Source organism: Pseudomonas sp. GW458-11-26-14-LB4 (assembly GCF_059423925.1).
Genome location: NZ_JBWKYU010000029.1, coordinates 43,368 through 69,877, shown reverse-complemented (window position 1 = coordinate 69,877; position 26,510 = coordinate 43,368). Strand labels below are relative to the sequence as shown.

Annotated in this window: 26 protein-coding genes; 11 read left to right on the top strand and 15 right to left on the bottom strand. The window is 61.3% G+C overall.

All coding sequences use genetic code 11. From position 1 onward, the window contains the following. Window positions 1-132: 132 nt before the first annotated feature. The 3 genes from hglS to AC07XZ_RS27635 form a co-directional block, all read right to left on the bottom strand. Window positions 133-1,512, bottom strand: a complete 1,380-nt coding sequence (gene hglS / locus AC07XZ_RS27645) for a 2-oxoadipate dioxygenase/decarboxylase HglS (protein ID WP_102688443.1) — start codon at window positions 1,510-1,512, stop codon at window positions 133-135. 111 nt (window positions 1,513-1,623) lie between these two features. Then, entirely contained in the window at window positions 1,624-2,562 is a 939-nt protein-coding gene (locus tag AC07XZ_RS27640; RefSeq protein ID WP_102688444.1) for an alpha/beta fold hydrolase, read from the bottom strand. 16 nt (window positions 2,563-2,578) lie between these two features. Further along, window positions 2,579-4,033 (bottom strand): flavin-containing monooxygenase, encoded by a 1,455-nt coding sequence (locus AC07XZ_RS27635; RefSeq protein WP_102688445.1) that lies wholly within the window; start codon window positions 4,031-4,033, stop codon window positions 2,579-2,581. Between the two features lie 190 nt (window positions 4,034-4,223). Here AC07XZ_RS27635 and AC07XZ_RS27630 point away from each other — a divergent pair, with 190 nt between their 5' ends. The 3 genes from AC07XZ_RS27630 to AC07XZ_RS27620 all read left to right on the top strand — a co-directional run bounded on the left by AC07XZ_RS27630 (window position 4,224) and on the right by AC07XZ_RS27620 (window position 7,466). After that, a complete protein-coding gene (locus AC07XZ_RS27630; RefSeq protein WP_102688446.1) occupies window positions 4,224-5,297 on the top strand; it encodes a diguanylate cyclase in 1,074 nt (357 codons plus the stop codon). A gap of 84 nt (window positions 5,298-5,381) precedes the next feature. Then, window positions 5,382-6,611 carry a M20/M25/M40 family metallo-hydrolase gene (locus tag AC07XZ_RS27625; RefSeq protein ID WP_102688447.1) on the top strand — a complete coding sequence of 410 codons (1,230 nt, stop codon included), beginning with the start codon at window positions 5,382-5,384 and terminating at the stop codon, window positions 6,609-6,611. A 552-nt stretch (window positions 6,612-7,163) separates the two neighbouring features. After that, a complete protein-coding gene (locus tag AC07XZ_RS27620; protein ID WP_102688448.1) occupies window positions 7,164-7,466 on the top strand; it encodes a hypothetical protein in 303 nt (100 codons plus the stop codon). A 78-nt stretch (window positions 7,467-7,544) separates the two neighbouring features. Here the strand turns inward: AC07XZ_RS27620 and AC07XZ_RS27615 are convergent, their stop codons facing one another. The 8 genes from AC07XZ_RS27615 to AC07XZ_RS27580 form a co-directional block, all read right to left on the bottom strand. Further along, window positions 7,545-8,414 carry an isocitrate lyase/PEP mutase family protein gene (locus AC07XZ_RS27615; protein WP_007956238.1) on the bottom strand — a complete coding sequence of 290 codons (870 nt, stop codon included), beginning with the start codon at window positions 8,412-8,414 and terminating at the stop codon, window positions 7,545-7,547. 160 nt (window positions 8,415-8,574) lie between these two features. Then, a complete protein-coding gene (gene astA / locus AC07XZ_RS27610) occupies window positions 8,575-9,609 on the bottom strand; it encodes an arginine N-succinyltransferase (protein ID WP_007956239.1) in 1,035 nt (344 codons plus the stop codon). Between the two features lie 55 nt (window positions 9,610-9,664). Further along, window positions 9,665-10,681, bottom strand: coding sequence for an arginine N-succinyltransferase (locus tag AC07XZ_RS27605; protein ID WP_102688449.1), 1,017 nt, complete (start codon window positions 10,679-10,681; stop codon window positions 9,665-9,667). Between the two features lie 118 nt (window positions 10,682-10,799). Next, complete coding sequence (locus AC07XZ_RS27600) at window positions 10,800-12,149, bottom strand: APC family permease (RefSeq protein WP_011333496.1); 1,350 nt, start codon at window positions 12,147-12,149, stop codon at window positions 10,800-10,802. 87 nt (window positions 12,150-12,236) lie between these two features. After that, window positions 12,237-12,989 carry an N-formylglutamate amidohydrolase gene (locus tag AC07XZ_RS27595; RefSeq protein ID WP_102688450.1) on the bottom strand — a complete coding sequence of 251 codons (753 nt, stop codon included), beginning with the start codon at window positions 12,987-12,989 and terminating at the stop codon, window positions 12,237-12,239. Further along, on the bottom strand, window positions 12,973-14,304 hold the full coding sequence (locus AC07XZ_RS27590; RefSeq protein ID WP_102688451.1) for a type I glutamate--ammonia ligase: 1,332 nt from the start codon (window positions 14,302-14,304) through the stop codon (window positions 12,973-12,975). Before AC07XZ_RS27590 ends, AC07XZ_RS27595 begins: the two co-directional genes overlap by 17 nt. After that, window positions 14,301-14,945: a cysteine hydrolase family protein gene (locus AC07XZ_RS27585; protein WP_102688452.1), complete on the bottom strand. Its 645-nt coding sequence runs from the start codon at window positions 14,943-14,945 to the stop codon at window positions 14,301-14,303. The genes AC07XZ_RS27590 and AC07XZ_RS27585 overlap by 4 nt, the downstream gene beginning before the upstream one ends. A 2-nt stretch (window positions 14,946-14,947) precedes the next feature. Then, entirely contained in the window at window positions 14,948-15,802 is an 855-nt protein-coding gene (locus tag AC07XZ_RS27580; RefSeq protein ID WP_011333500.1) for a MurR/RpiR family transcriptional regulator, read from the bottom strand. Window positions 15,803-16,122: 320 nt separating this feature from the next. Between AC07XZ_RS27580 and AC07XZ_RS27575 the strand changes: the two genes are divergently transcribed. Both AC07XZ_RS27575 and cobF read left to right on the top strand, forming a co-directional pair. Beyond that, entirely contained in the window at window positions 16,123-16,695 is a 573-nt protein-coding gene (locus AC07XZ_RS27575) for a histidine phosphatase family protein (RefSeq protein WP_102688453.1), read from the top strand. Next, window positions 16,692-17,447 (top strand): precorrin-6A synthase (deacetylating), encoded by a 756-nt coding sequence (cobF, locus tag AC07XZ_RS27570; protein WP_102688454.1) that lies wholly within the window; start codon window positions 16,692-16,694, stop codon window positions 17,445-17,447. Before AC07XZ_RS27575 ends, cobF begins: the two co-directional genes overlap by 4 nt. On the opposite strand, the gene ftrA is transcribed toward cobF, so the two are convergent. Beyond that, the gene (ftrA, locus tag AC07XZ_RS27565) at window positions 17,416-18,405 is read right to left on the bottom strand and encodes a transcriptional regulator FtrA (RefSeq protein WP_102688455.1); all 990 of its coding nucleotides are present in this window, start codon (window positions 18,403-18,405) and stop codon (window positions 17,416-17,418) included. The genes cobF and ftrA overlap by 32 nt on opposite strands. 100 nt (window positions 18,406-18,505) lie before the next feature. Between ftrA and AC07XZ_RS27560 the strand changes: the two genes are divergently transcribed. From AC07XZ_RS27560 to AC07XZ_RS27545, 4 genes are all read left to right on the top strand, one after another. Further along, window positions 18,506-18,940, top strand: coding sequence for a rhodanese-like domain-containing protein (locus tag AC07XZ_RS27560; RefSeq protein ID WP_102688456.1), 435 nt, complete (start codon window positions 18,506-18,508; stop codon window positions 18,938-18,940). A gap of 254 nt (window positions 18,941-19,194) precedes the next feature. Beyond that, the gene (locus tag AC07XZ_RS27555; protein WP_007956251.1) at window positions 19,195-19,974 is read left to right on the top strand and encodes an ABC transporter substrate-binding protein; all 780 of its coding nucleotides are present in this window, start codon (window positions 19,195-19,197) and stop codon (window positions 19,972-19,974) included. A 129-nt stretch (window positions 19,975-20,103) separates the two neighbouring features. Further along, a complete protein-coding gene (locus AC07XZ_RS27550; protein WP_102688457.1) occupies window positions 20,104-21,216 on the top strand; it encodes a succinylglutamate desuccinylase/aspartoacylase family protein in 1,113 nt (370 codons plus the stop codon). Between the two features lie 66 nt (window positions 21,217-21,282). Next, on the top strand, window positions 21,283-21,999 hold the full coding sequence (locus AC07XZ_RS27545; protein ID WP_102688458.1) for an alpha/beta hydrolase: 717 nt from the start codon (window positions 21,283-21,285) through the stop codon (window positions 21,997-21,999). Between the two features lie 3 nt (window positions 22,000-22,002). Here AC07XZ_RS27545 and AC07XZ_RS27540 read toward each other — a convergent pair whose 3' ends face one another. Further along, entirely contained in the window at window positions 22,003-22,569 is a 567-nt protein-coding gene (locus AC07XZ_RS27540) for a DcrB/PsbP domain-containing protein (RefSeq protein ID WP_102688459.1), read from the bottom strand. 86 nt (window positions 22,570-22,655) lie between these two features. Beyond that, window positions 22,656-23,429, bottom strand: a complete 774-nt coding sequence (locus AC07XZ_RS27535; protein WP_102688460.1) for a hypothetical protein — start codon at window positions 23,427-23,429, stop codon at window positions 22,656-22,658. Between the two features lie 147 nt (window positions 23,430-23,576). On the opposite strand from AC07XZ_RS27535, the gene AC07XZ_RS27530 reads away from it, so the two are divergent. Both AC07XZ_RS27530 and AC07XZ_RS27525 read left to right on the top strand, forming a co-directional pair. Further along, window positions 23,577-24,116 (top strand): chalcone isomerase family protein, encoded by a 540-nt coding sequence (locus AC07XZ_RS27530; protein ID WP_085748243.1) that lies wholly within the window; start codon window positions 23,577-23,579, stop codon window positions 24,114-24,116. Window positions 24,117-24,192: 76 nt separating this feature from the next. Further along, complete coding sequence (locus AC07XZ_RS27525; protein ID WP_102688461.1) at window positions 24,193-25,512, top strand: Nramp family divalent metal transporter; 1,320 nt, start codon at window positions 24,193-24,195, stop codon at window positions 25,510-25,512. Here AC07XZ_RS27525 and AC07XZ_RS27520 read toward each other — a convergent pair. Next, on the bottom strand, window positions 25,509-26,402 hold the full coding sequence (locus tag AC07XZ_RS27520) for a LysR family transcriptional regulator (RefSeq protein WP_085748314.1): 894 nt from the start codon (window positions 26,400-26,402) through the stop codon (window positions 25,509-25,511). The genes AC07XZ_RS27525 and AC07XZ_RS27520 overlap by 4 nt on opposite strands. Window positions 26,403-26,510 lie beyond the last annotated feature (108 nt).

Here is a 26,510-nt window from a genome sequence, read left to right as displayed (position 1 = left end):
AAGTTGCGCAGTACTGCGCAACTTCTTGCGCACTTGGCTGAAGGGCACGTGGCACAAGGGTTTCAAAGGTTTTATAGGGGTTTTATTACAGGGAACTGCGCAACTTCTTGCGCAGTATGGCTAATCGCCGCGTTATCGATTCAACACCGCCAGGCAGTCTTCAATCGAGCGTTGTTGCGTCTCGGCATACAACCCCAATTCATCAATGGTCGAACGCCCGAGGGCGAGTTCGAAAGCCTGTCGGTTGGAATGCTCGCCATAGTGCGCCTGCGCCGCGTCCCCCAGGTTTGACTGAAAAATCCCCGCCGCACTGACTGGCAGGAAATCTTCGTACACCAGCGGTTCGGCTTTCACATAGCCGTCGCGCAACAAAGCTTGCAGCGAAACATCAGCGGGACGACCCGCCTCAAGCCCTTTGTCTGTCAGGAAATAACGGAAGTACGCCAGTTCCTGCTCGCGCATGCCCTCGAGGCTGTCAGGGAATTCGCTGAAGTGCCGGGTCATAAGGGCGTCGTAGCGTGAGGCATTGGCTTCGTTGGGGAAATCGCCGAGTTCATCGCGCGCCGCGTTCAGCAGTCGGTCGTACAACGCACGGCCCTTGGGGGTCAGCGCCGCGCCACGTTGTTCGATTTCACCGAAGCGGGCGCTGTGGCTGCCACGGGTTTGCGTCTGGTCGGTGAAGGTGATCGGCTCGTCCAGCGCCTTGAAACTGGTCTGACGCAACAGGATCGGGTGCTGCCGGCGCGGTGGGCCTTCGATCACCGCTTTGGGCGTGATGCCGTGCTGCGGCATCTGCGCCTGGACGATGTCGATGTCCAGCGTGCGCGGGGTCAGGTGGTTGATGTGCGGGCCCTTGAAGGCGACGACATCGGCGATCAAGCGATGCTGAGCACTGAGGGTCTGGTATTGCGCAGCGGTGACGGTGGCGCTGTGGTGCCAGCGAAAAGTCTCCAGCGCCTGCAGGACAAATTCCCCGGCCTCGGATTCATTCAGCCCGCCAGCGGACTCGGCCTGTTCGATCAGGCGCAGCGCCGCCGGTGTGAAGATCGAACGCTTATCCAGCACCGATTCAGCAAAGGCACGCAGTTCGGGGTCTTCAATCAATTCCAGTCGCAGCAACGAAGTGAACACCCGGAACGGGCTGACCTGCAGCGCATCTTCATGCACCGCGCGAAACGCCGTGGAATGCACCGGCACCCCGGCAGGGGTCAGGTCGTAATAGCCCACCGGTTGCATGCCCATCACTGCGAACAAGCGGGCGAGGGTGGCCAGTTCAGCGGCGGTACCAACGCGGATTGCGCCGTGGCGCTCCATGTCCAGCCGTTCGATCTCACCGGTGCTGTGCAGTTGACTGGCGATTTGCGGCTCGCGTGCCAGTACTTCGCGGTTGGTCTGCTCCACCAGTTCCATCAACGCGCCGTACAGCGGCACTTCTTCGCGGTACATGTCGGACATCGCTTTGGAGAAGCGTTGGCGGATCAGGTCGGGGCTGACGAAAGGCTGCACGGTCATGAAAAAAATTCCTGGCACGGTCACGTAGAGGATGTCGGAAAAGATCGCAGCCTTCGCTGACGCGGGCAAACGAAGAATCCTACGAACTTCATTCTGCCAACGACTGACCGTTTACCTGTCCTGACGCGAATGCTCCCCCAGAAACTCGCGATACAGACGTGCCGTGTTCGACGGTTGCTCGACCATCGGCATATGGCCGACGCCGTCCCAGACATCGACCCGCAAATTGCTGATGCCTTTGCTCCACACCGGCACGCTGCTGACGTCGATCAACCGGTCCTTGCGGCCCCAGAGCAACAGCGCCGGGCATTTGATGTCCGGCAGTTTCGGCTCCATCGGCGGGCTGGCGCGAAAATCCCGGAAGATCTCTTCCAGTTCGTCGCGGCATTGTTCGTAGCGCTGGGCGATCGCGTCGAGCACCAGACCGGGCACCCACGGTGGCGAGGCCATGGTCATGGCATAGAAGCGTCGGAATTCTTCCCGGGAATTGATCAGAAACGGATTGTGCCCACGGGCCAGGTGGCGCTCCATGTCGCTGGCCTCGGGCGCAGTGACGCCGGCCGGGTCGATCAGCGCCACCGATGCGATGCGGTCGGGGTAGGTCGCCGCCAGCCACGCGGCGATGTAGCCGCCCATGGAGTTGCCGATCACGTGGACCTTCTCGACGCCGCAGACGTCGAGCAACTGGATCATGCGCTTGGCCTGCACCGGAATGTCGTAGCCACCGCCGGCCTTGAAGCCGGTTTCGCCGTGGCCGGCCAGATCCGGGATGATCACCCGGTACTGCCCGACAAAATGCCGGGCGAAGCGCAGCCACAGGTTCTTTTCGGCACTGTAGCCGTGCAGCATCAGAATGCTGCTCGACGCTTCATAAGGCCCGCCTTGCCAGGTCGATACGGTCATTTCGGCAATCGGCACTTCAATCTTGTGCAGCCGGTACAGCCTGGCCTCCAGGGCCGCGCTCAGATCGTAAAGCCAGTGGCCGACTGCCGGGTAGCTCAACCAGCTCCAGGCCACGAAAACCGCGAGGGCGACAAACAGCAAAAGCATCGTGGGTCTTCCTTGTTCAAGACAGAATGTGGTCGGCCGGTTTCAGCGCCCGGGTCAACCGGTGGTAGCTGAAACTGAAGCCGGGGAACATCGCGATCACGTGACCGCTCCTGCTTTGATACCAACTGTGGCAGCCGCCGGTTTTCCAGACCGTGCGCTCCATTTCCCGGTGAATCATCTGAGTGTAGGTACGTTCTGCTTCGGGGCGAACTTCGATGCTGCGCAGACCTTTGTTCTGCAAGGTGCGGATGCAGTCGAGGATGTAGTTCATCTGCGATTCGATGATGAACAGCGCCGAGGTGTGGCCAATGCCGGTGTTCGGCCCGGTGACGATAAACAGGTTGGGGAATTCCGGCAGACTGGTGCCGAGGTAAGCGCGTGGATATTGCGCCCAGACATCGCGCAGTTGCACAGCGTTTTTTCCGCTGACCGGGTAGGAAATCACGCCGTCGGTGGCGTCGTAACCGGTCGACCAGACGATCAGATCGACGTCGATGTGCTGACCGTCCGTGGTGACGATGCCGGTTTCATCGAGGCTGGCGATGCCCTGTTCTCGGCTGTGCAACGTGACGTTGGGCCGGGTCAGCGCCGGGTAATAGGTGCTGGAGACCAATACCCGTTTGCAGCCAATGGTGAAGTCCGGTGTCAGTTTCTTCCGCAACTCGGGGTCAGTCACCTGGCGTTTGAGAAACTTCAGGGCGTGTCGCTGCACCATGTGAATCGCCGGTTTCGAATATTTGAAGGCGATAACCCGGGTTTCGAACTGCCAGTAGATCATCCAGCGCAGCAACTTGTAGGCGGGTTTCAGACCCAGCAGCCAGCGCTGGAATCGCCCGAACGTACGATCGGCCCGGGGCAGCACCCAATGCGCTGTGCGCTGAAACACATGCAATTGGGCGACCTTCGGTGCAATGGCCGGAATCACCTGAGCCGCACTGGCACCGCTGCCGACAATCGCCACGCGTTTACCGTGATAGTCGTAGCTGTGATCCCAATTGTTTGTATGAAAGGTCTTGCCCTGAAAGCGATCCTGACCGGGGAAGTGTGGGATAACCGGTTGGCTCAACGGCCCGGTGGCATTGATCAGGAACTGCGCATAAAAAATGCCTTTGGTGCCGGTGTGTACGGCCCAGCGCTTTTCGGTGTCGTCCCATTCGACGCGCTCGACGTTGGCCTGCAGTTCCACCCGGTCACGCAGGCCGAAGCGTTCGATTACATGGTCGGTGTAGCGATGCAGTTCAGCCTGTTCGGCGAACATCTGGGTCCAGCGGTAAGGCGCAAACGACAGCGAATACAGCGGCGACGGCACATCCACCGCTGCACCGGGGTAGGTGTTCTGGCACCAGGTGCCGCCGAAAAAGTCCCGGCGTTCCAGCAAGCGAAAGTCGTCGATACCGGCCTTGAGCAGATTGACCGCCGCGCACTGGCCGCCAAAACCGCTGCCGATGATCAACACTTGATAGGTCTGCATGGGCCTCCTTCTTAGAGTCTTTTTTCCATTTTCTTCCTTTCATGTATAGCCAATCATTTGCCCGCCGTGTGGTGCTGATGACGGGGTATTCGGCCCGCTGGCCGGTGATGGCTATTTAACGTCGCCCTGATAGACTCCCAGCACATCCGGTCTGCGGTCTGCGCAGTGCCGTCGAGTGGTCGAGGCCCCTATGGGAAGAACGGGAGGAAAGGGACTTTCACTGGCCAGGAGGCTCTATACATCGCGAACCCTCGGGCTGGTCCTGGGGCTTTTGTGCGTGAGCGTCGCGATGTTCCCGCTCGACCCGCCGGCCTGGGTCTGGGCGCTGATGCTGTTCAACGGCCTGCTCTGGCCGCATCTGGCGTTTCAATGGGCTCGACGGGCGCGGGTGCCTTATCACGCCGAACACCGAAATCTGCTGATCGACGCCTTTCTCGGTGGCTTCTGGGTCGCCGCCATGCACTTCAATCCCTTGCCCAGTGCCACGACCATTTCGATGATGGCGATGAACAACGTCGCTATCGGTGGTGCTCGTTTTCTATTGGCCGGAGCGGCGGCGCAGTTGCTCGGCGTCGGCGTCGGGCTGGTGGTGTTTGCCCCCGCGTTCGTCCCGATGACCACGCCGGCACAGCTCTATGCCTGTCTGCCGCTGTTGATGCTGTATCCGCTGGCGCTGGGCTGGATCTGCTTTCGCCAGGCCTACACCCTCGGCCTGCATAAACGTGAATTGCTGGCCCTGAGCCGCACCGACAGCCTCACCGGTCTGCTCAATCACGGCGCCTGGAAGGATCAACTGGAAATCGAATTCGAACGCTGCAAACGCCAGCAGACAGGCGCTGCGATTGCGCTGATCGACATCGACCACTTCAAGGCAATCAACGACACCTACGGCCACGTGGCTGGCGATATCGTCCTGCGTCAGCTGAGCAAGATGCTCAAGCAGAACCTGCGCATGGCCGATGTGGCGGGGCGCTACGGCGGCGACGAGTTTTGCGTGATCCTGCCGGACTTGCCGCTGTTCAATGCGGCGCAGGCGATGGAAGCCTTGCGTGAGCGTTTTTCCTTTCTGGTGTACGAACAGAACCCGGCGCTGAAAGTCAGCCTGAGCATCGGTCTGGCGGCGCTCGATCCGGCTCACGGCGACGCGACACGCTGGCTGGATGACGCCGATCAGGCGCTGTATGAAGCCAAGGCCGGCGGGCGGAACCGGGTGATTTGCTGCAGCGACGACAAGCCGCGGCGCGAGGTATTCGATTCGGTTTGAACGGATTGGGTGTCGCATCCGGGATAGAGCCTTGGCGCGATGTCAGGTACGGTTCAGTACCCGACACGAAACAAGGATTGATTCATGACGTTCAAATTCCGTCGTTCTCTGCTGGCCGGCCTTTCCCTCACTTTTGCAGCCTCCGGTGTCTTTGCCGAACCGCACAAACAAGTGCTGGCCGATGCCGAGCAATACAAGCCCGAAGCCCTGAAATTGCTCGAACGGCTGGTCAATATCGATTCCGGTTCCGGCTATGAACCGGGGCTCAAGCAAGTCAGCGAAATCGCCATCGAAGAGCTGAAAAAGCTCGGCGCGACCATAGAACTGGTACCCAACACGCCGGAAAAAACCAACCACGTGCTCGCCACGCTCAAAGGCACCGGCAAGGCGAAAATCCTGCTGATGGCGCACATGGACACGGTGTTCAAGGAAGGCTCCGCCGCCGAGCGACCGTTCCACATCAAGGACGGCCGCGCCTACGGGCCGGGGGTGATGGACGACAAGGGCGGGATTGTCGCCGGCATCTACGCGCTGAAGATCCTGAAGAACCTCGACTTCAAGGACTACGCGCAAATCACCTTCCTGCTCGATGCCAGCGAAGAAACCGGCTCGGACGTCGCCACCGACCTGATCAAGAAAACTGCCAAGCTTCACGACGTGACCCTCAATCTTGAACCGGGCCGTCCGGCGGATGGACTGGTGGTGTGGCGCAAGGGCAGCGCCACCGCACTGGTCGAGGTCAAGGGCAAGGCCGCCCACGCCGGCGTCGCGCCGGAATTGGGGCGCAACGCGGCGATGGAGGCGGCGCACCAGATCCTGCAACTGGGCAAGCTCGGCGACGAAGCCAAGAAAACCACCATCAACTTCACCGTGCTCAAGGCCGGCGACCGCACCAACGTGATCCCGGATCAGGCCACAGCCAAGGCTGATGTGCGGGCGGCGGTGCCGGAAGAATTCGACCGGATCGAGAAGGATCTGGCGCGGGTGTCGCAGGACAAATTGATTCCCGATACCGAAGTAAAGACTTCATTGCAGCGCGGCTTGCCACCGATGCCGCAGACGGCGGAGTCGGATCGATTGATGGCGATGGCCCAGGGGATTTACGGTGAGATTGGCCGTAAGTTGACCGAAGAAGGTAGCGGTGGGGCGGCGGATGCCAGTTTGTCGGCCGGGGTTGGGACGCCGACGCTGGACGGGTTCGGGATTGTCGGCGGCAACATTCATACGCCGGAGGAATACGCGGAGGTGGAGAGCGTGGCGCCGCGGATTTATCTGTTGTCGCGGATGATTATGGAGTTGGCGAAGGGGCGGTGAGCCGGTCGGTGGAGTAGCGGAGTTGGCGGGGTGTCAGGCAGATTTCTCCCTCACCCCAGCCCTCTCCCGGAGGGAGAGGGAGCTGACCGAGGTGTCTTGCGCTATACATCGACCTGAAACACCGAGTCGATTATGGATTCGGTGAAGTGCATCCAGGTCGATGAATATCCTGAGCATCCCCCAATCGGTTCCCTCTCCCTCCGGGAGAGGGCTAGGGTGAGGGGGCTTTTGTGGGAAATGAGGAAAGTGTGAGCGGCGCACAACTTTCCAAGACCTTTCCTACAACGTACCCTGTTGCCGCGTTTCAGTATCGACCCCTATAGTTCGGGCTCGCGGAAAACTCCGCGAACGACCTTGGCCGGTCGATACAGGAACGTACAGTTGTCCAACATATTCAGCGATTTTTGCCTGAAGTTGTTGTGTTTTGGCGGCTGTGCGTGGGACACCTTCGGGTGTGCCGGTTCCTGTATCCGGTCGGCCAACCCGCGTACGGCTGCCACCCTCTTCGTTTGGCCGCGAATGGTGAGAGCCCTAATTACAGGAGTTACACCAATGTCGGATCAAGTAATCCCCCGCTACCTCCCCATCGACACCTACGACGCCGAATCCCCGGTGCTCTTCATCAATACCCAAAAAGAACTCAGCGACATGGCCGCGTGTGCGATGCACCGTTTTGTGGTCGTGCGCGATCTGGCGGACACGTTTTCCAGTCTCGACCTGAAGGGCATTTCCGATTGTGATCTGACGCGGATTACCAGCGCGGTGCATCTGCTGATGCGAGAGGGCTGCGCCATTCTGAACGTGATTCAGACGCGGGCATTACAGCGGGAGGAAGGCTTAAAGAGAGCGGTCTAGCGGTTTCGCGGCGGGCGCCATGCGAGTGGACTCGTGATGGCGTCGGGCCGCTCTGCCTCTTTGTAGCGTGGTGCGGGGTTACTCTTTGACGCTCATGTATTCCTTGGCCCAGAGGATGTATTCCTCAGGCTGGGTGTAGGTGTGGGTCAGTTCGGTGGCGCTCAGGTCCGAGGCCTGGGTGAAGATCTGGCGTTGTTCGCGCAGGCTGTCGTAAGTGGCCTTGATCGCCGCGAAATAAGCACCGTGGCCATCGATGGTCACGCGCACACCCAGTTCGGCCAGGCGTTTGTCGTCGCGCAGTGCCGGGTTGCCGTAGGTCACCAGCATCAGCGGGACGGTCAGGTGTTCGGCGATCTGCTCGAGCTGATCGAAGTCCTGGATCCCGACCATGCAGATACCGTCAGCGCCAGCAGCTTGATACTGCTTGGTGCGGCTGATGATTTCCTGGTTCGGCAGGATGCCGGCGTTGGTCCGGGCGATGATTGCCATCTCCGAATCGACCCGTGCTTCCAGTGCCGCGCGGATCTTGCCGACGCCTTCGGCGACGGTGATCAGGTCGGTGGATTTACGGCCGAATTGAGCCGGCAGCAGGGTGTCTTCGATGGTCAGCGCGGCGACGCCGGCGCGTTCCAGTTCGACGATGGTGCGCATCACGTTGAGCGCGTTGCCGTAGCCGTGGTCGGCGTCGGCGATCACCGGTAATTGGGCGACGCGGCCGATGCGGGTGGCCTGTTCAGCGAATTCGCTGAGGGTGATCAGGGCAAAGTCCGGAGCGCCCAGGACCTGCAACGAGGCGACCGAGCCGCCGAGAATCCCTACTTCAAAACCCAGGTCAGCGGCGATGCGGGCGGACATCGGATCGAACACCGAGGCGGTGTGATAGCAGGTGTCGGAAGCCAGCAGCTGACGGAAGTTACGGCGCAAATCTTGATGAGAAAGCCTGGTCATACGAGTTCCACCAATACAAAGGAATGGAAAGGCTTGAGCAAAGGTGTCAACGCCGAAGGTGAAAAGGCTATCACGCCAATGGGTCAAGGATCATGACGAATTAACGAGGAAGTTAACCAGAAAAATCCTGTTCAGGCTTTCTTGCTGCAGGCAGAGGCACTCAGGCCGCCACCGCCTGCTGCTGTTGATTGGGCAGCGGCACCGCCCGCACCGAGTTGCCCGGCTGCAATTGCAGGCGTTTAGCGGTGAGGCGGTCGATCACCAGACTGCTGCCGACCCGGCGTCCCGGCGCGACGGTGATGCGGCAGTTTTCCAGGCGGCGATTGTGGATCAACCACAGCGGCGCCTGATCGTCCGGCGTGCCGATGCTCAGGGTCAGTTCCAGGCTGTCGCGCACGGTACGGATGCTGCGGATCGGTGCTTCGATCACCGGGCCACCGTCGAAGATGTCGATATAGCCTTTGTGGGCGAAACCCTCGGACTGAAGGATTTTCAGTGCCGGCTCGGTGTTGGGGTGGGCCTGGCCGATCACGGCCTGGGCCTGTTCGGTGAGCAGGCAGGTGTACAGCGGCTGACGCGGCATCAGTTCGGCGATGAAGGCTTTATTGCCGAGACCGGACAGGTGGTCGGCGTGGCTGAAGTCCATCTGGAAGAAGTGCCGGCCCAGACTGTCCCAGAACGGCGAGCAGCCTTGCTCGTCGGCACTGCCTCGCAGTTCGGCGATCATCTTTTCGCCGAACAGGTGTGGGAATTCGGCAACAAACAGCAAACGCCCCAGCGACAGCAAGCGTCCATTGCTGCCATGGCGCTGGTCGTGGCGCAGGAACAGCGAGCACAGTTCCGATTGGCCGGTCAGTTCGTTGTTGAGGAACAGCGTCGGAATCTGCCGTTGAATACCCAGATCAGGCGCCGAGCTGACGGTCAGCCCGACGCGATAGTTGTACCAGGGCTCACGCAGGCCGACGGCCCCGGCCAGGGCGCTGACCCCGACCACTCGCTGCTCGTCGTCTTCAAGTACAAACAAGTAATCGGCATCGGCCCGTTCGACCTGCTCGGCGAACGCCCGTTGCGCCCAACGTACCCGGTGGGCCAGGCGATCTTCATTGGCGGGCAGGGTGGTGAACCCCGGCCCGGCCTGTTGCACCAGCGTCATCAACGCTGGCAGGTCGCTGACTTGGACCGGACGGACAATCATGCTGCAACTCCTTTTGCGCGCCAGCTCGGGCACTGTCGTTGGGTAGGGGCGCGGTTCACAGGGCAATCAACCGGATCGTGCCGCCAGCGCGGACGTTGAGCGCCGCGCACAGGGCCGGGTCAAGCGCCAGGGGCTGACCGGGCTGGAAATCCAGCTCGGCGACCACCGCCCGAAAGCCATGCAGAGCATCGTTGCTCACCAGATAGCGACCGCGAGCATCGATCAGGGGTTCCTCCTGAACCGTGACTGTCTGGCTCTGCGCGATCGAACGGATGTTGGCGGTGCGTGCATACAAGGTCGGGCCGGCATCGAACAGATCGATGTAGCTGTTGGTTTCAAAACCCTCGCGCTCGAGGATGTCGAAGGCTTCCTGGCCGTCCGGGTGGATGCGGCCGATGCAGTCCTGCGCGGCTTGCGGCAGCATCGGCACGTAGATCGGGTATTGCGGCATCAGTTCGGCGAGAAACGTACGGCTCTGCAAACCGCACAGGCGTTCGGCCTCGACGTAGGGCAGGTCGAAGAAATGTTTGCCCAGCGCATCCCAGAACGGTGAATGGCCTTGTTCGTCGCTGTAACCGACGATTTCGGTGATCACTGCTTCGGCAAATCGCGGCGCGTGGGCGGCGATGAACAGCAGGCGTGCCCGCGACAGCAATTCGGAAAACGGCGTGCGCACCAGCGCTTCATCGATGTGAAAACCGCGCAGCAGCGTATGCCCGCTGAGGTCGTGACACAGCGACAGCGCCGGAACGCCGTGCTCGATGTTCAGCTCCCGCGAGGCACTGGTGAAGTGGCGGTTGCGCAGGCTGTAGAACGGCTCGTTGAAACCTGCGGTGGCGAGGATCTCCGAGCAGCCGACCAGTCGATGGCTGTCGGTGTCTTCCAGCACGAAGAAGTAGTTCTCCGGGCCCTGGGCCGCGGCATCGCTGTCGAACGAGGCACAGGACGCGGCGATTTTTTCGCCAAGGTGCTCGCTGTCGTCCGGCAGGGATGTGACGCCCACCAGGCTGTCGCGTGCCAATTGTTGCAATTGAGGCAGGTCGTTTGGCTCGACTGGGCGTAAGACCAGCATGGATGCACTCCTGTATCAAAAGGTTCGGCCCATTCGCCGAACCTGACTATCACTGTCGGTTTCCACGCGTTAAAGCGGCGGTCGCCTGATTTGTTGTCAGACGCCGCTCTTTTTCTTGTCAGCCATTGCTCGGGTCAGGCAACGCGGTACTGGCGCCGAGCTTGTTCAGGAAGAACAGGTACACCAGACCCAGTGCGATCCAGATCAGGCCGAGTTTCTGTGCATCGACGCCCATGTTGTACATGATGGCCGCGACGATGATGAAGCCGATCACCGGGCAGATCAGGTGACGGATCACCTGGCCGGACTTCTGCCGGCGCCAGTAGTAATTGATCACGGTCAGGTGCAGCAGCATGAAGCCGCTCAGGGCGCCGAAGTTGACCAGCGAAGTCAGGGTGTCCACCGAATTGATGAACAGGTAGCAGATCACCAGCGACAGCACGGCCACCAGATAAATGCTCAGGTACGGCGTGTTGTGTTTCGGGTGGACCTTGGCCAGGACTTTCGGCAGCTTGCCGTCGCGGGCCATGCCGAACAGCAGGCGCGAGACCGCTGCTTGTGAGGTGATCGCCACCGCCACGCCCCAGGCCAGGGCCGTGGCCACGCCGGTCAAGGTTGCGAGCCAGCTGCCAGCGGCGATTTCGGCGATTTCATAGAACGCGGTGTCGGCGGACTTGAAGCCCATGCCGGCGGCCAGATCGGTAGCAATCCAGGTTTGCGCGACGAAAATCACCCCCATCACTACCAGGGTGATCAGCGCTGCTTTGCCGACACTGCGGCCCGGATCGCCCTTGATCTCTTCGGCGAGGGTGGAGATCGCATCGAAACCGAGGAACGACAGCACCGCAATCGACACCGCTTGCATCAGCAGGGCGAAGTTGAAGGTTTCCGGGTGATACAGCGGCGCCAAGGTCAGTTGGCCGTTGCCGCCACCGTTGTGCAGGGCATTCCAGGCGTAGAACAGGAAAATCCCCAAGACAACAAGCTGCGCCAGCAGGAACACAATGTTCATGCGAGCGGTGAAGGTGATGCCGCGCAGGTTGACGAAGGTTGCGCTGACCAGGAACGCCAGAATGAAACCGACTTTCGGGATGTCCGGGTAGAGGTGGTTGAGCGCCATTGCCGCGTAGACATAAAGCAGCGGCGGAATCAGCAGGTAATCGAGCAGCATCAGCCAGCCGGCGATGAAACCGACGTGTTGATTCAGGCCCCGTTGCGCGTAGGAATACACCGATCCGGCAATCGGAAAGGCCCGGGCCATGCTGCCGTAACTCAGCGCGGTGAAGACCATCGCCACCATGCCGATGATGTACGCCAGAGGCACCATCCCCGGTGCCTCGGCGTTGACGTAGCCATACACGCCGAACGGGGCGATGGGGATCATGAAGATCATCCCGTACACCACCAGATCGGTCAGTGTCAGGCTACGTTTCAACTCCTGTTTGTAGCCGAACTCTTCTATTTCCATGAAGCGCAACTCCTTGTCAGCCAATCGGTCGTTTTAGTTGTTATATCGGTCCGTCGTTTACAGCATCAGCAGTGGTTACAACAATCCTTACAGCAATGGAGCCAGATAATTCGCCCAACGGGTCACCGCTTCCGGGCTGCGCAGCAGGTCGTTGCGCACCTCGATCAACACCGACTCCAGGCCCCGGGCATCGCCGTGCACCGGCACGGTCATGTCGCCCAGCGGGTCGATCCTGTACGGCTGGTTGCCGGCGACTTTCAGCGGGTGTCGCTCCAGACCGTCGAGCATCCGTTGGGCATAGGCCCGGGCCTGACCGAACAGCACGCCGACTTCCAGCTCCCGCGGCTGGCCGTAGTACAGAGGGGTGAAACTGTGAATCCCTACCACCCGTACCGGACGACCTTCGGCCAGACGTGCGTCGATCAGTTGTTGCAGCCGCGTGTGAAACGGCTTGAACAGGCACTGGCGACGGTATTCGCGGGTGGCCTCGTCGAGCTCGCGGTTGCCCGGCACCTGATAGATCTCGCTCTGCGCCGGTATGCTGTCGGGCGCATGCCGCGGGCGGTTGAGGTCGATCAGCAGGCGCGAATAGTTGGCGCTCAGCAGAGTTGCACCCAGTTGCTCCGACAGTTGCTCGGCCAGCGCCAGGGCACCGATGTCCCAGGCGATGTGTTCGCGCGCGGCCGTGTCATCCAGGCCCAGATTGTTCAGGGCCTCGGGGATGTAGCGGCTGGCGTGTTCGCACACCAGAATCAGCGGGTGCGTCGAATCTTCACGGCTCAGGTTGTAGACCGGTCGGGTGTACAACCCAAGCTCAACGGATTCAGTACAGGCGTGCATAGTGCTCACAAAGATCAGCGGGCGAGAGCTGTTCCGTCAGCGCCAGTTCCTCGGTTTTAAGGGCGAAAAAGGTTTCGAGCAACGCGCTTGGCAGCGCTTCGACCAGCGCTTCACTGCGACGCAGGCAATCCAGTGCCTGGGCCAGGGAGGCGGGCAGGGCAACGATGCCCCGGGCCTTGCGTTGTTCGTCGTTGAGTGAATCAGGAATTTCATCGGTGATCGCGTTCAGCGCCAGACGCTGCTCGATGCCCAGGCGTCCGGCAATCAACAGCGCGGCCATTGCCAGATGCGGCGAGGCGGTGGCGTCCATGGCGCGGAACTCAAGGTTGTATTGCTTCGCCACGGGCTTGTTGCCCAGGCTCACGGTCGGGCAGATGCGCAGCGCCGCTTCGCGATTCTGCTGGCCGAGGCAGGCGTAGGACGCGCTCCAGTGGTGTGGCTGCAAGCGTTCATACGACACCGGCGTCGGTGCAGTGAACGCACACAGTGCCGGCAAGTAATGCAGCACGCCCGCCGCCCAGTGCTGGCCGAGGGTCGACAGGCCATTGCTGGTGCCGGCGTCGTAGAGCATCGGCTGACCGGCCAGATCGAGCAGGCTGACGTGCAGGTGTACGCCGTTGCACACCGCGTCGGCAGCAGTTTTTGGCGCAAAGCTCAGATCCAGACCCATCTGCCGGGCGATTTCGCGGGTAATCTCGCGCACGTTGACCGCGCGATCCGCCGCCGCCACGCCAAGGGTAGGGCGGCAGGTGATTTCGTATTGATGCTTGCCGTATTCGGGCAGGAACATTTCCGGCTCGACGCCACCGGCGCGCAACGCACTGAGCAGCCAGCCACCGAATTCGGCGCCCTGGCGCTGGGCTTCGAGCGAGAACGCCAGATGTTCGGCAAACCCGGCGTGCAGGTTGAATTCGTGTTCGAACGCGGCGTTGACCTGCAAGCCGAGCTCATCGCGATAGCGCTCGACCTCGTTGCGCAACAGGGTGCGCGGGCAGGTGGCCCACGGCCGGCCATCGGTTTCGCGGATATCGCCGTGAATGAAATCCAGCGCAGGTGCTGTGGCGTCCGGGCCGTTGCCGACGGTGACGCGGCTGGCCAGATCGGGAATCAGTCGCAGGTCGCCATAAGCGCCCCACGGACTGGTCGAAGCGATGATGTCCTGCGGCGTCAGCGCGCTGTTGGCTGGCACCCAGCCGCAACCGGCGGCCTGATAGTGCTCCAGCTCATCGGTGGGAAACGAACGGCCACGAGTGACACCGATCAGGTCAGTGGTGACGATGGTGGTCATCGGCAACGGCGACAGGCGTTCGCTCATGAATGCATCTCCTGCAACCGGCCGAGCACGGTGTCGGTGTCGGTGATCCAGCAGTAACCCTTGATTGCGTTCAGACAGGCGTCGTGGCGTGCTTCGGTGTAGGTCGCGCAGGCGTCCGCCACCAGAGTGACGAGGTAGCCACGGTCGGCGGCGTCGCGCACGGCCATGTCGACGCACTGGTCGGTGACAATTCCGGCGATGATCAGATGGCGGGTTTCCAGATTGCGCAGCACGTAGTCGATGTTGGTCGAGTTGAAGACCCCGGACGAGGTCTTCGGCAGCACGATTTCGTTTTCCGCCGGGGTCAGTTCGGCGATGACCTGTGCCTGCGGGCTGCCCTTGGGCAGGTGCATGTCCGACAGCTTGTGATCCAGCGAGCGGTCACGGCCATCGGCGGTCAGGCTTTCGATCAGGGTGTGCAGCACGTTCTGCCGTGCATCGCGGAAGGCGTTGAGCAGTCGGACTTGATTGGGCACCACTTGCGAGCGCGTGCGGTTGAGGAAATATGCGGCGTCCGGGCCTTCGAGGTGCGGGTCGAACTGCGGCTCGAGCCAGGCGCGCTGCATGTCCACCAGCAACAGGGCGGTGTGATCGGTGACAAACGGCAGGTCCCGTGGCGAGCGATGGGGAAGGCTGAACATCCTTATTTATCCTCCAGCAAATGGGTGTCGAAGTCGTTGCGCAGGGCATCGATGCCTTCCAGGCGATCGGCCAGGTCCGGGCTACGCAGGGTCAGGCAGGCAATCAATGCCTCGACCTGGGCCAGCGCCGGAACCATGGTGTCGAACGGCGAAGCCGACTCCACCGGTGCGCTGATGATCATGTCGGCCAGTTCGCGCAGCGGTGAGGCGTAGATGTCGGTGAACAGCACAACGCGGGCGTTGCTGTTCTTCGCCGCGCTCGCCACGCGCAGGGCCTGGGTCTGGTAGCGGCGATAGTCGAACACCAGCACCACGTCCTGACGTTGCAGGTCGAACAGACGATCCGGCAGTTGCGCGTTGTCTTCCAGCGCAAAGCAACCGGGGCGCAGCAGACGCAAATGATTGAGCAGGTAAGTCGCCATCAAACTGCTGAAGCGTCCGCCGAAGCAGTAGACCTGATGGCGGGTGTCGAGCAGCCAGTCGGCCAGAATTCGCACATCTTCCGGCTGGGTCAGGGCCTGGGTTTCGGCCAGCAGGTTGTGGCTATGAGCCAGATAATGACTCCAGGCATCGTCCTTGTTCTGATGCGAGCGCGGCTGCAACAGAGTGCGCGGCGAGCGCAGGCGATGGTCCATGTCACTGAGCAGGGCGTCCTGGAATTCGGCGTAACCACCGAAGCCGAGCTTTTTCACCAGCCTCACGATGGTCGGATCGCTGACGCCGGCATGTTCGGCCAGGCGCGCCATCGGGCCAAGCCCGTTGCGTGGATACTGATCGAGCAAGGCGCGAACGACTTTGCGCTCCGACGGCGTCAGGTCAAGGCCGGGGTCGGTGATCAGGTCTCTTAAAGGGGGCATCCGGGCTCCTGCTGGATGGGGTGTTGAATTCGCTTCACAATCCGTTAAAACAGTATTTATGTAACTGACGCTACATGTCTAGCGAATTTTTCCGCGTTTAAATCAGGCCCCAAAATGAGGCGGGATGCCCGTAACGCAAGGGTTACACGTATGTCGACCAGTTTTGTAGTCCATTGCCCATAATGGTGTCAGACATTGCCGCTTTCACACGCTCGGATCATCCAATCCACTCGCCCGGAGCATCCCGGTTTACGGCACAATTGCCGCTTCATCAGCGATTACGTCGATGACCGTCCTGTCTTTCAGCCGAGTAGCCTCCCGTGCAGACCACCCGTTTGACCTTGATCTGCCATGCCAGAACAGTCGCACAAAAATTGGCGTGTTTTCCTACGAACGAGCCTGTTGAAGACGTGGCGCTGGCGTCCGACTCGCTGGCTTCGCGTCTGGACACTGCGTCACGGTTGATTTGCGGCCCGGAACTGCGCACTCGCCAGACGGCGGCGTGGTTTGGTCACGACATACACATTGATCAGGCCCTGCGTGATTGCGACTGGGGACGCTGGCAAGGTCAGTCGATAAAGGATTTGCAGCGGAACGAACCCGAGGCATTGCAAGCCTGGCTCGAAGATCCGCACGCCGCACCCCATGGCGGTGAGTCGGTGGCGCAACTGCGTGAACGAGTGGCCGCGTGGCTGGTTTCACTGCAAGCCACGCCGGGACACGTGTTGGCGGTCACCCATCCGTTCGTGATTCGTGCTGCATTGATGCAGGTCGCGCAGGGCGAGGCGTTTCACAGCATTGATGTCGAGCCGCTGGCGGCGGTCGATCTGCGGTTTACCGGGCGCTGGCGGCTACGCTTGTCCGGCATGAGTGTGGAAGGAGCAGAGCCATGAAGCGATTGCTGGTGATCGGCATCGGTGCCGGCAACCCGGATTACATCACGATGCAGGCGGTGAAGGCGCTGAACCGGGTGGACGTGTTTTTCCTGATGGACAAGGGCCAGAGCAAGGACAAGCTGATCGACCTGCGGCGAGAAATCTGCGAGCGTTACATCACTGATCGTACGTACCGTTTCGCCGAAGCCCACAGCCCGGAGCGCGAGCGCGGCGATGTGGACTACAGCGCCAGCGTCGATGATCTGAACCGCGCCAAGCAGCAAACCTTCGAACGCCTGATCAGTGACGAATTGGCTGACGGGCAGTGCGGCGGTTTTCTGGTGTGGGGCGATCCAGCGCTGTACGACAGCACCATTCGTATCCTGCAGGCGATTCTGGATTCGGGGCGATGCGCGTTTGAATTTGAAGTCATTCCCGGCATCACCAGCGTTCAGGCCCTGGCGGCACAACACAAGGTGCCGTTGAACACCATCGGCCGCTCGATTGAAATCACCACCGGCCGACGCCTGGCGGCAGGGCAGGTGAGTGACACGGACAGTCTGGTGGTGATGCTCGACGCCGAAGATTCCTACCATCAGGTGGCGGATCAGGAGACAGAGATCTACTGGGGCGCCTACCTCGGCACGCCGGACGAAATCCTCATCCATGGCAAGCTCGGCGACGTTGCCGATGAGATAGAACGGGTGCGCAAGGCTGCGCGGGCCGAGCATGGCTGGATCATGGACACCTATCTTCTGCGCAAGCCTTGATCTCACGACCAAAGCGCTCGCGATACACCGACGGCGGCACCCCGACCACGCTGCGAAACGCCACACGAAAGCTTTCCACCGAGCGATAGCCACAGCGCAGGGCAATCTGCTCGGTGTTCTGCGGCGTGCTTTCCAGCAATTCCCGGGCTCGGGCCAGACGCTCGTGTTGCAGCCAGGCTTTGGGGGACTGGCCGCTGGCCTCCGTGAATTTGCGCAGGAAGGTGCGTTCGCTCATCGCCGCTTCGCTGGCCAGATCGCGCACTTCCAGCGGTTCGTGCAGGCGCTCGCGGGCCCACTGCATCACGCGTGACAGGTCGCTGCGCGGCGTCGGGCTGACCGGCGTCGGAATGAATTGCGCCTGACCGCCGGTGCGCTGCGGCGACATCACCAGCCGCCGCGCCACCGAGTTGGCGATCTGGGTGCCGAAGTCCCGCGCCACCAGGTGCAGGCAGGCGTCGATCCCCGCTGCACTGCCGGCGGAGGTGATCAATTGGCCGGAATCGACGTAAAGCACATCAGGATCGACATCGATGGCCGGGAAGCGCTCGGCAAGCTCCGAGGTGTAGCGCCAATGAGTGGTGGCGCCATGCCCGTCGAGCAGGCCGCTTGCTGCCAACACAAACACACCGGAGCAGATCGACAGCAACCGAGCGCCGCGTGAATGCGCGTCACGCAATGTTTCGAGCAAGACTTCCGGCACCGGTGCACTGCGGTCGCGCCATCCAGGAATGATGATGGTGCGCGCATCCGCCAACAATTCCAGACCGCCATCGGCCAGCACCTGGATCCCGCCCATGGCGCGCATCGGGCCTTGATCGACCGCCGCAATGCAGTGCTCGTACCACGGAAAGTCGAACTCCGGCCGGGCCAGGCCGAAGATCTCCACGGCGATGCCGAACTCGAATGTGCAGAGGCCGTCGTAGGCCAGAATCGCGACCAATCCAGGTGAATCAGGCATTTGGCGGAAAATTCCCGGTGAGTGTCTTGTGCGCCACTGTAGCGGCAAGCGGCGGCTCGATAAAGTCTGTTCATCCCCACAGACAAAGGAGTGATTCAACATGCCCAGCCTGGTTCGCGAAATTCCTGCTGCCCCTTCGGCCATTGCCCTGATGCATTTCAGCAACCGTCTGACCTTCGAAACCGATTGTTCCGACGTCTTCAGCAGCCAGGAAGCCGGCGAAGTCGACTTTGTGCTGGTGGACGTGCGCGGGCCGCTGGCCTTCGAGCGTGGGCATGTCCCCGGGGCGATCAATATTCCCGGGCGTTTGCTGACGGCGGAAGGGTTGGTGGACTACTCGAAAAACACGCTTTTCGTGGTTTATTGCGCCGGTCCCCACTGCAATGGTGCCAACAAAGCTGCGGTGAAGCTGGCGGCGTTGGGTTATCCGGTCAAGGAGATGATCGGCGGGGTGACCGGGTGGCTGGATGAAGGCTTCCAGTTGAGTGTTGCGACAGCGCGCGTCGCCACTGCGCCGATCGCTTGCGACTGCTGATAGCCAGAAGGTTGCCGCTTCGGCGGCACCTTTTGTCGGCTTTGTCCTACAACCCTTGCACCGCTCTGGCGCACACTTTTCCCACGTGATGGCACTCGCCGATTTTCTGTAAGTATTTGTCGCTTAAACACAATTTGCCCCGTGCGCGCCGCCATAGACTGCCGGCCAATTCGGTTTCTTTGCGCTACACAGCCCAAGGCCGAACCTGACAATCGAAAGCTGCCAATAAAAGCCTCCGCACACGGGAGTAATAAATGAAAAAGCTGGTTATGTTCGGTGCCCTGGCACTGTCGATGTTGTCCCTGACCGCCGTGGCCGAAGACGCCAAACCGATCCGTATCGGTATCGAAGCCGGTTACCCGCCATTCTCGATGAAAACCCCTGACGGCAAACTGGCCGGTTTCGACGTGGACATCGGCGACGCGCTGTGTGAGCAGATGAAAGTCAAATGCACCTGGGTCGAGCAAGAGTTCGACGGCCTGATCCCGGCGCTGAAAGTGAAGAAGATCGATGCGATCCTGTCCTCGATGACCATCACTGACGACCGCAAGAAAAACGTCGATTTCACCATCAAGTATTACCACACCCCGGCGCGCTTCGTGATGAAGGCAGGCTCGGGCGTGAAAGACCCGCTGGTTGAGCTCAAAGGCAAGAAAGTCGGCGTGCTGCGCGCCAGTACCCACGACCGTTACGCCACCGAAGTGCTGGTGCCGGCCGGGATCGAACTGGTGCGTTACGGCTCGCAGCAGGAAGCCAACCTGGACATGGTGTCCGGTCGTATCGACGCGATGCTGGCCGACTCGGTCAACCTGAGCGACGGCTTCCTGAAAACCGACGCCGGCAAAGGCTTTGAATTCGTCGGCCCGACCTACGAAGACGCCAAGTACTTCGGCGGCGGCGCCGGTATCGCCGTGCGTAAAGGCGATACCGAGCTGGCAGAGAAATTCAACACCGCCATCAACGAAATCCGCGCCAACGGCAAGTACAAGCAAGTGCAGGACAAGTACTTCGACTTTGACGTGTACGGCCATTAATACGCCGTAGAAAAAAGGTGGCCCCGTTTGCGCGGTGGCCACTTTTTTTTCGCCCGTGATTTATCCTGTCAGCACATTTTCAATGCAGTCATTGCCTCGGCAACGACTACAGAATTTCCGGAGTTCCCCATGCAACGCATCGACCACCTTCTGCCCTGGAGCCACTTGGGCAGCGAACGTTCCCTGAGCGTGTTCCGTTACGGCGCCGGCCCGCGCAAGGCCTACATCCAGGCCAGCCTGCACGCCGATGAACTGCCGGGCATGCGTACCGCGTGGGAGCTGAAAAAACGCCTGGCCGAACTGGAAAGCAACGGCCAGTTGCAAGGCGTGATCGAACTGGTGCCGGTGGCCAACCCGATCGGCCTCGATCAGCACCTGCAAGGCAGCCACATGGGGCGTTTCGAGCTGGGCAGCGGCAAGAACTTCAACCGCTCCTTCGTCGAACTCAGCGCGCCGGTGGCCGAACGCATCGGGCATCAGTTGGGTGGTGATGCCCAAGCCAACATTGCGTTGATCCGCCAGACCATGGGCCAGGTGCTTGATGCGTTGCCAGCGCCGGCGTCGCAACTGGAAGCGCTGCACCGCCTGTTGCTGCGCCACGCCTGTGAGGCCGACATCACCCTCGATCTGCATTGCGATTTCGACGCCGCGATTCATATCTACGCCTTGCCGCAGCACTGGCCGCAGTGGCGATCCCTCGCCGCACGCCTGAAGGCTGGCGTGGCGCTGTTGTGTGAAGATTCCGGTGGCAGTTCGTTCGATGAATCCTGCTCCTCGCCGTGGTTGCGCCTGGCGCGGATGTTCCCGGAGGCTGCGATTCCACCGGCCAACCTCGCTACCACACTGGAACTGGGCAGCATGGGCGACACCCGCGTCGATCAGGCTCAGGCCAATTGCGAGGCGATTCTGGGCTTTTTGGCCGAGCAGGGCTTCATCAGCGGCGAATGGCCGAAGGCGCCGCAGGAATGCTGCGAAGGCATGCCGTTCGAAGGCACCGAATACCTGTTCGCCCCGCACCACGGCGTGGTGAGTTTCCTGCGCGATGCCGGTGAGTGGGTCGAGCGCGGCGATGCGCTGTTCGAAGTGGTCGATCCGTTGAACGACCGCGTGACCACCGTGCGTGCCGGCACCAGTGGCGTGTTGTTCGCCATCGATCGCGGTCGCTACACCCAGCCGGGCATCTGGCAGGCGAAAGTGGCGGGGCGCGAGCCGATTCGAGTCGGCAAGCTGATCAACGACTGACACCCCATCCTCCGGATCACAGTGTTAGGCTCTGCGCCGAACCCTGCACTGTGTGAAGGAAGGCTTATGTTGAAGGTGTTTACGCTGTTGACGCTGCTCGCGTCCACTGCCGTTCAGGCTCAGACCTCGCTGCAAAACGATCTGCCGCTCAACTACCTGGCCCAGGTTCACCCGGACGCCGAACAGCGTCCGCTGGTGATTTTCCTGCATGGCTATGGCAGCAACGAAGCAGACTTGATCGGTATGAAATTTCAGCTGCCCAAGCAGTACAACTACCTGTCGGTGCAGGCACCGATGGCGTTGGGTGAAGGGCGTTTCCAGTGGTTTCGCAAGAAAGGCGAAGGTGCCTACAACGGCGAGACGGATGATCTGAAGGCCAGCAGCCAGAAACTGCGGGCCTTTATCGCCGCAGCGGCGCAGAAATATCACGCGCAACCGGACAAGGTGTACCTGATCGGTTTCAGCCAGGGCGCGATGATGACCTACGAGGTCGGGCTGCGGCAGCCGGCGGTAGTGGGTGGCATCGCGGCGTTGAGCGGGCGGGTATTGCCGGTGCTCAAGAGCGAGCTGAAATCAGAGCAGCAGCATCCGCCGCTGGACATCTTCATCGGCCACGGCACCGCGGATGACCGAGTGCCGTACAGCGGTGGCACCGAGGCCGATGCGTTGTTGCAGAAGCTGTCGTACAAACCGCAATTTCATGCCTATCCCGGCGTTGGCCACAGCATCAGCGCGGCCGAACTGCGGGATCTGAATGGCTGGTTGCAGCAACTCAACCCGTGAAGATCACTTTTCCTTGAGGATGGTTTTCACCAATGCCTCGTGACCGCTCTTGTCGCTGGCCCGGGAAATCACCTGGACCAGCGCCATGCGCGTGCCGGAACCGGCCAGCAACGTGGTGTTGAGAGTCTGGCCGCCGCCCTGGGTGGCGGTGCTGTCGACCTGACGCAAGCCCAGGCCGTTACCTTTCTGGGTCAGGCTCTTTTCGCTGAGCTTGTTGAAGTCCGGCAGGGCCTTGCGTTGGGCGTCGATGAAATCGGAGACGGTGCCGTCGAGGAACGTACTGTCGTTGTCCTTGACGTTGTTGCCTTCGGGAATCTGGTTTTCGGCGACGATGACCACAGTCTTGGTGGCGTCGTTGCTGTACATGGTGCCCTTCGCACCGGTCGGCCCGGCTGGCAGCGGGTCGCCGACAAAGCCCTTGGGCAGGACAAAACTGAATTTGCCGTCGAGCATCGAGACTTTCTCGGTGACAGCCTTCTCTTTGGCTTTGGCTGCCTGAGCATTGATGGCACCGAAACCGGCCACCGCCGCCAACAACAGGACGACGGCTTTCTTGCTAAGCAATGACATTCGAATCTCCGAGGGATGGTCGCGCTTGGGCGGCGATCATCCCACGGAGCACACCCGGCACTCCAGAGCGGTTTGTCCGGGCGGGTTCAGTTCGGCGACGGTGCCGGCGCGGGTTTGGCCAGCAACTGCCGGGTGACGCCCAGCATCGCCACCGAAATGGCCACGGCCACCACGAAACCGCCGAAACCCAGATTGGGAACCGTCAGCGCCAGCACCAGACAAAACGCCGAAAACGAATACATCCCCGTCGCTGTCGCCCGCAACAACGCGGCGGTAAACGCCGGGCCACGGGTCTGCTGGGAAAACACCGCCATCACGCTGCCGAGCACCGGGAACACCGCGAGCAGACCGCTCCAGCGCTCGCCGACGGTGCTGGCCAGCATCGTCACCACCAGCGTGAGCGCGGCCCCGGCGATCATCCGCCAGACCAGTTTGTCCGACTTCGGCGCCGGGCCACTTACCACCGGTTGTACCTTGGGAAACAGGTATGGCGCGGCAAGCAGGGCAGTTGCAGCGGCGGCAATCGAGAAGGGCAGAGAGGCCGGTATCAGCGACAGGATCAACGCCAGCACGGCCCAGACCGATAAAGAAACCACCAACGCCAGCGGCCAGCTCGCCCGCTGCGCCACCTGCGCGTAAGTGATGCAAAACGCGATCATCGCAAACATGGCCGACAGCGCCGCCACCGCCGATTGCGCGGCAAACGCCGGGCCTTGCTCGATGGCGAGGAAAAACAGAATCGGCCCGACCACCACTGGCAACCCCGACAGCCACCCGGCGACGCTGGGGCCCCAACGCTTGCCCGCGAGGGAAATCAGCAGCAGGAAACCGGGAATCAGCAGCAGTTTGAGGATCAGCACGCAGGTGTCTCCGTCGGGTCAATAAGGGCCACGTTAGCATTGTGGTTCACGGATTGCTGCATATGCATGCAAAACATGTATACAAAATGACGAGCGCAATAGCCGACTATGCTCTGAGTATCAGGGTTTACCGGAGTCGATACCGCGATGAGCAATACACCGAAGTTGTTGCGTGGATGCTGCGGGATCGGCTTGTGGGCGTTGTTGCTGACACCCACTTGGGCCAGTTGGCAAGACGCGGTGCCCGGCGCGCAGATCATCGGCACCGGCGATTTCAGCGTGTTCGGTTTCGACGTTTACAACGCCCGGTTGTGGAGCGCCGCGCGTCCATTGGCCGATGGTCAGCCCTTCGCCCTGGAGCTGATCTATCGGCGCAGCGTGTCCCGCGAAGATTTGGTCAAGGCCAGCGTCGACGAGATCAAACGCCTGGCAGGCGCCTCCATCAGTCCTGCGCAACTGGCGGTGTGGCAGGCCCAGATGCAGCAATCGTTCGTCGACGTGCAGGCCGGCACGCGGATCACCGGGGTGTATCTGCCAGGGCAGGGCGCGCGGTTTTTTGTTGGCCAACAGTTGCAGCACGAGATCAATGACCCTCTGTTCGCCCAGGCTTTTTTCAATATCTGGCTGGATCCACGCACGCGCAATCCCGAACTGCGCCAGCAACTGCTGGGTACTGCCAAACCCTGATCGCAGCACATCTACGCTTGGGCGCGCCGACTGAAACGTCTAAGCTGCGTCTTTCGACTTGTTTCTGGATGTGTGCGTGAAATTCAGCTTGCCCAAAATCGCTACGGCGCCGTTCTGCCCGCCGGAAGTGGCCGGCAGTGTTCCGGTCGATCCCAACGCCTCGTTCTTCAAACGCGTGCTGCGCTTTGCCGGCCCCGGTTTGCTGGTGTCGATCGGCTACATGGATCCGGGCAACTGGGCCACCGCCATCGAGGCCGGTTCGCGCTTCGGTTACAGCCTGTTGTTCGTGGTGTTGCTGGCGAGTCTGGCGGGCATGGTTGTGCAATGTCTGTGCTCGCGATTGGGCATCGCCACCGGGCGCGATCTGGCGCAGCTGTCCCGCGAACGCTACAGCACTCCGACGGCGCGGCTGCAATGGGTGCTGGCGGAAATCTCGATCATCGCCACCGACCTGGCAGAAGTGCTCGGCTGTGCGCTGGCGTTTCACCTGTTGCTCGGGTGTTCGCTGACGTTCGGCATCGCCCTGACCGCATTCGATACATTGCTGGTGCTGGCCCTGCAGAACCGTGGTTTCCGCCGGCTGGAGGCAATCATGCTGGTGCTGGTGGGCACCATCGGCGCGTGTTTCTTCGTTGAATTGCTGTTGATCAAACCGTACTGGCCGGACGTCGCCCTAGGCTTCAAACCGTCACTGTCGGCGATCAGCGACGCCGCGCCGTTGTACCTGGCCATCGGCATCCTCGGCGCCACTGTCATGCCGCACAACCTGTACCTGCACACGTCGATCGTACAGACACGGCTGATCGGCAAGGATCTGGCCAGCAAGCAGGACGCGGTAAAACTGGCGCGTATCGACACCATCGGTTCGCTGGCGCTGGCGTTGCTGGTCAACGCGGCGATCCTGATTCTCGCGGAGGCAGCCTTTCATCAGTCCGGACACACCGACGTGGTCGACATCCAGGACGCCTATCACTTGCTCGACCCATTGGTGGGCGGCGCGCTGGCCAGTGTGCTGTTCGGCGTGGCGTTGCTGGCCTCGGGGCAGAGTTCGACCTTCACCGGCACCATCGCCGGGCAAGTGATCATGGAAGGCTATCTGAACCTGCGGATCCCTTGCTGGCAGCGGCGCCTGATCACCCGTGGGCTGGCGCTGATTCCGGCATTCATCGGCGTGTGGCTGATGGGCGACGGCGCGGTGGGCAAGTTGCTGGTGTTGAGCCAGGTGGTGTTGAGCCTGCAACTGCCGTTTGCGCTGTATCCGCTGATTCGCATGACCAACGACAAGCAACTGATGGGGCCGTTTGTGAACCGGTTGCCAACCAAGGTGCTCGCGTGGGGATTGTTTGTGGTGATCAGCGGGGCGAATGCCTGGTTGATTCTGCAGCTGGCGGCCTAACGGCCAAACGCTTCCACCACAAAATCAATGAACACCCGGGTCTTGGCCGGCAGTAAAGTGCGGCTGGGGTAGTACAGCGAAATCGCGCCGGCATCGCATTGCCAGTCGGGCAACAGTCGCACCAGTTCACCGCGTTCGATCTGCGCACTGACATCGGGCAGCACCAGCATCGTCACGCCCAGACCCAACAACGCCGCGGTGCGCATGGCCATCGGGTCATTCAGCACGATGTTCGGGTTGAGCAGGGCGCTGGCCTGTTCGCCGGCTTCGTTGTGCATCTGCCATTGGCGCAGGCGCCCGGTGCGCAGGCCGCGCATGACGATGCCGTGGTGATCGGCGAGATCAGCCGGATGTCGCGGCAGTGTGCGGCCGGCCAGATACGTCGGCGACGCCACCGCCAGCACTTCGGCGGACGACAATGGCCGGGCGACTACGCCGGGTGTCAGCTCGAATCCGCCGCCAATCGCTACGTCGTAACCCTCGGCGATCAAGTCCACCTGACGATTCTCGAAGTGCCATTCCGGGCGAATCAGCGGATAGCGCGCCAGAAACTCCGGCAGCAGCGGCAGCATGTGATCGATGCCGAACGTCGGCGGCAGGCTGATCTTGAGCACGCCCGCCGGCTCGCCGCGCTCGGTCGCCACCGTCGCAATCGCTGCCTGCAAGGCGTCGAGGTTGCCGCCGATGCTCGCCAGAAAACCTTCACCTGCCTCGGTCAACGACAGCTTGCGGGTCGAGCGCTGAAACAGCCGCACGCCGAGGTTGCGTTCGAGAATCGCCACGTTGCGACTGACCGCCGCCGGGGTTAGCGCCAGCAACCGTGCGGCGGCGGAGAAGCTGCCGGTCTCGGCGCTGCGGACGAAAGATTCCAGATTGGCAAGGGTTTCCATTGGTTCGACCTGATAGCGATGCTTGAAGATTATTCAAGACATTACCGGCTAATCAAGTGGGAATGGCAAGCGCAAGATTCGTTTCGAGTCTTACCCCCACTTTGAGGA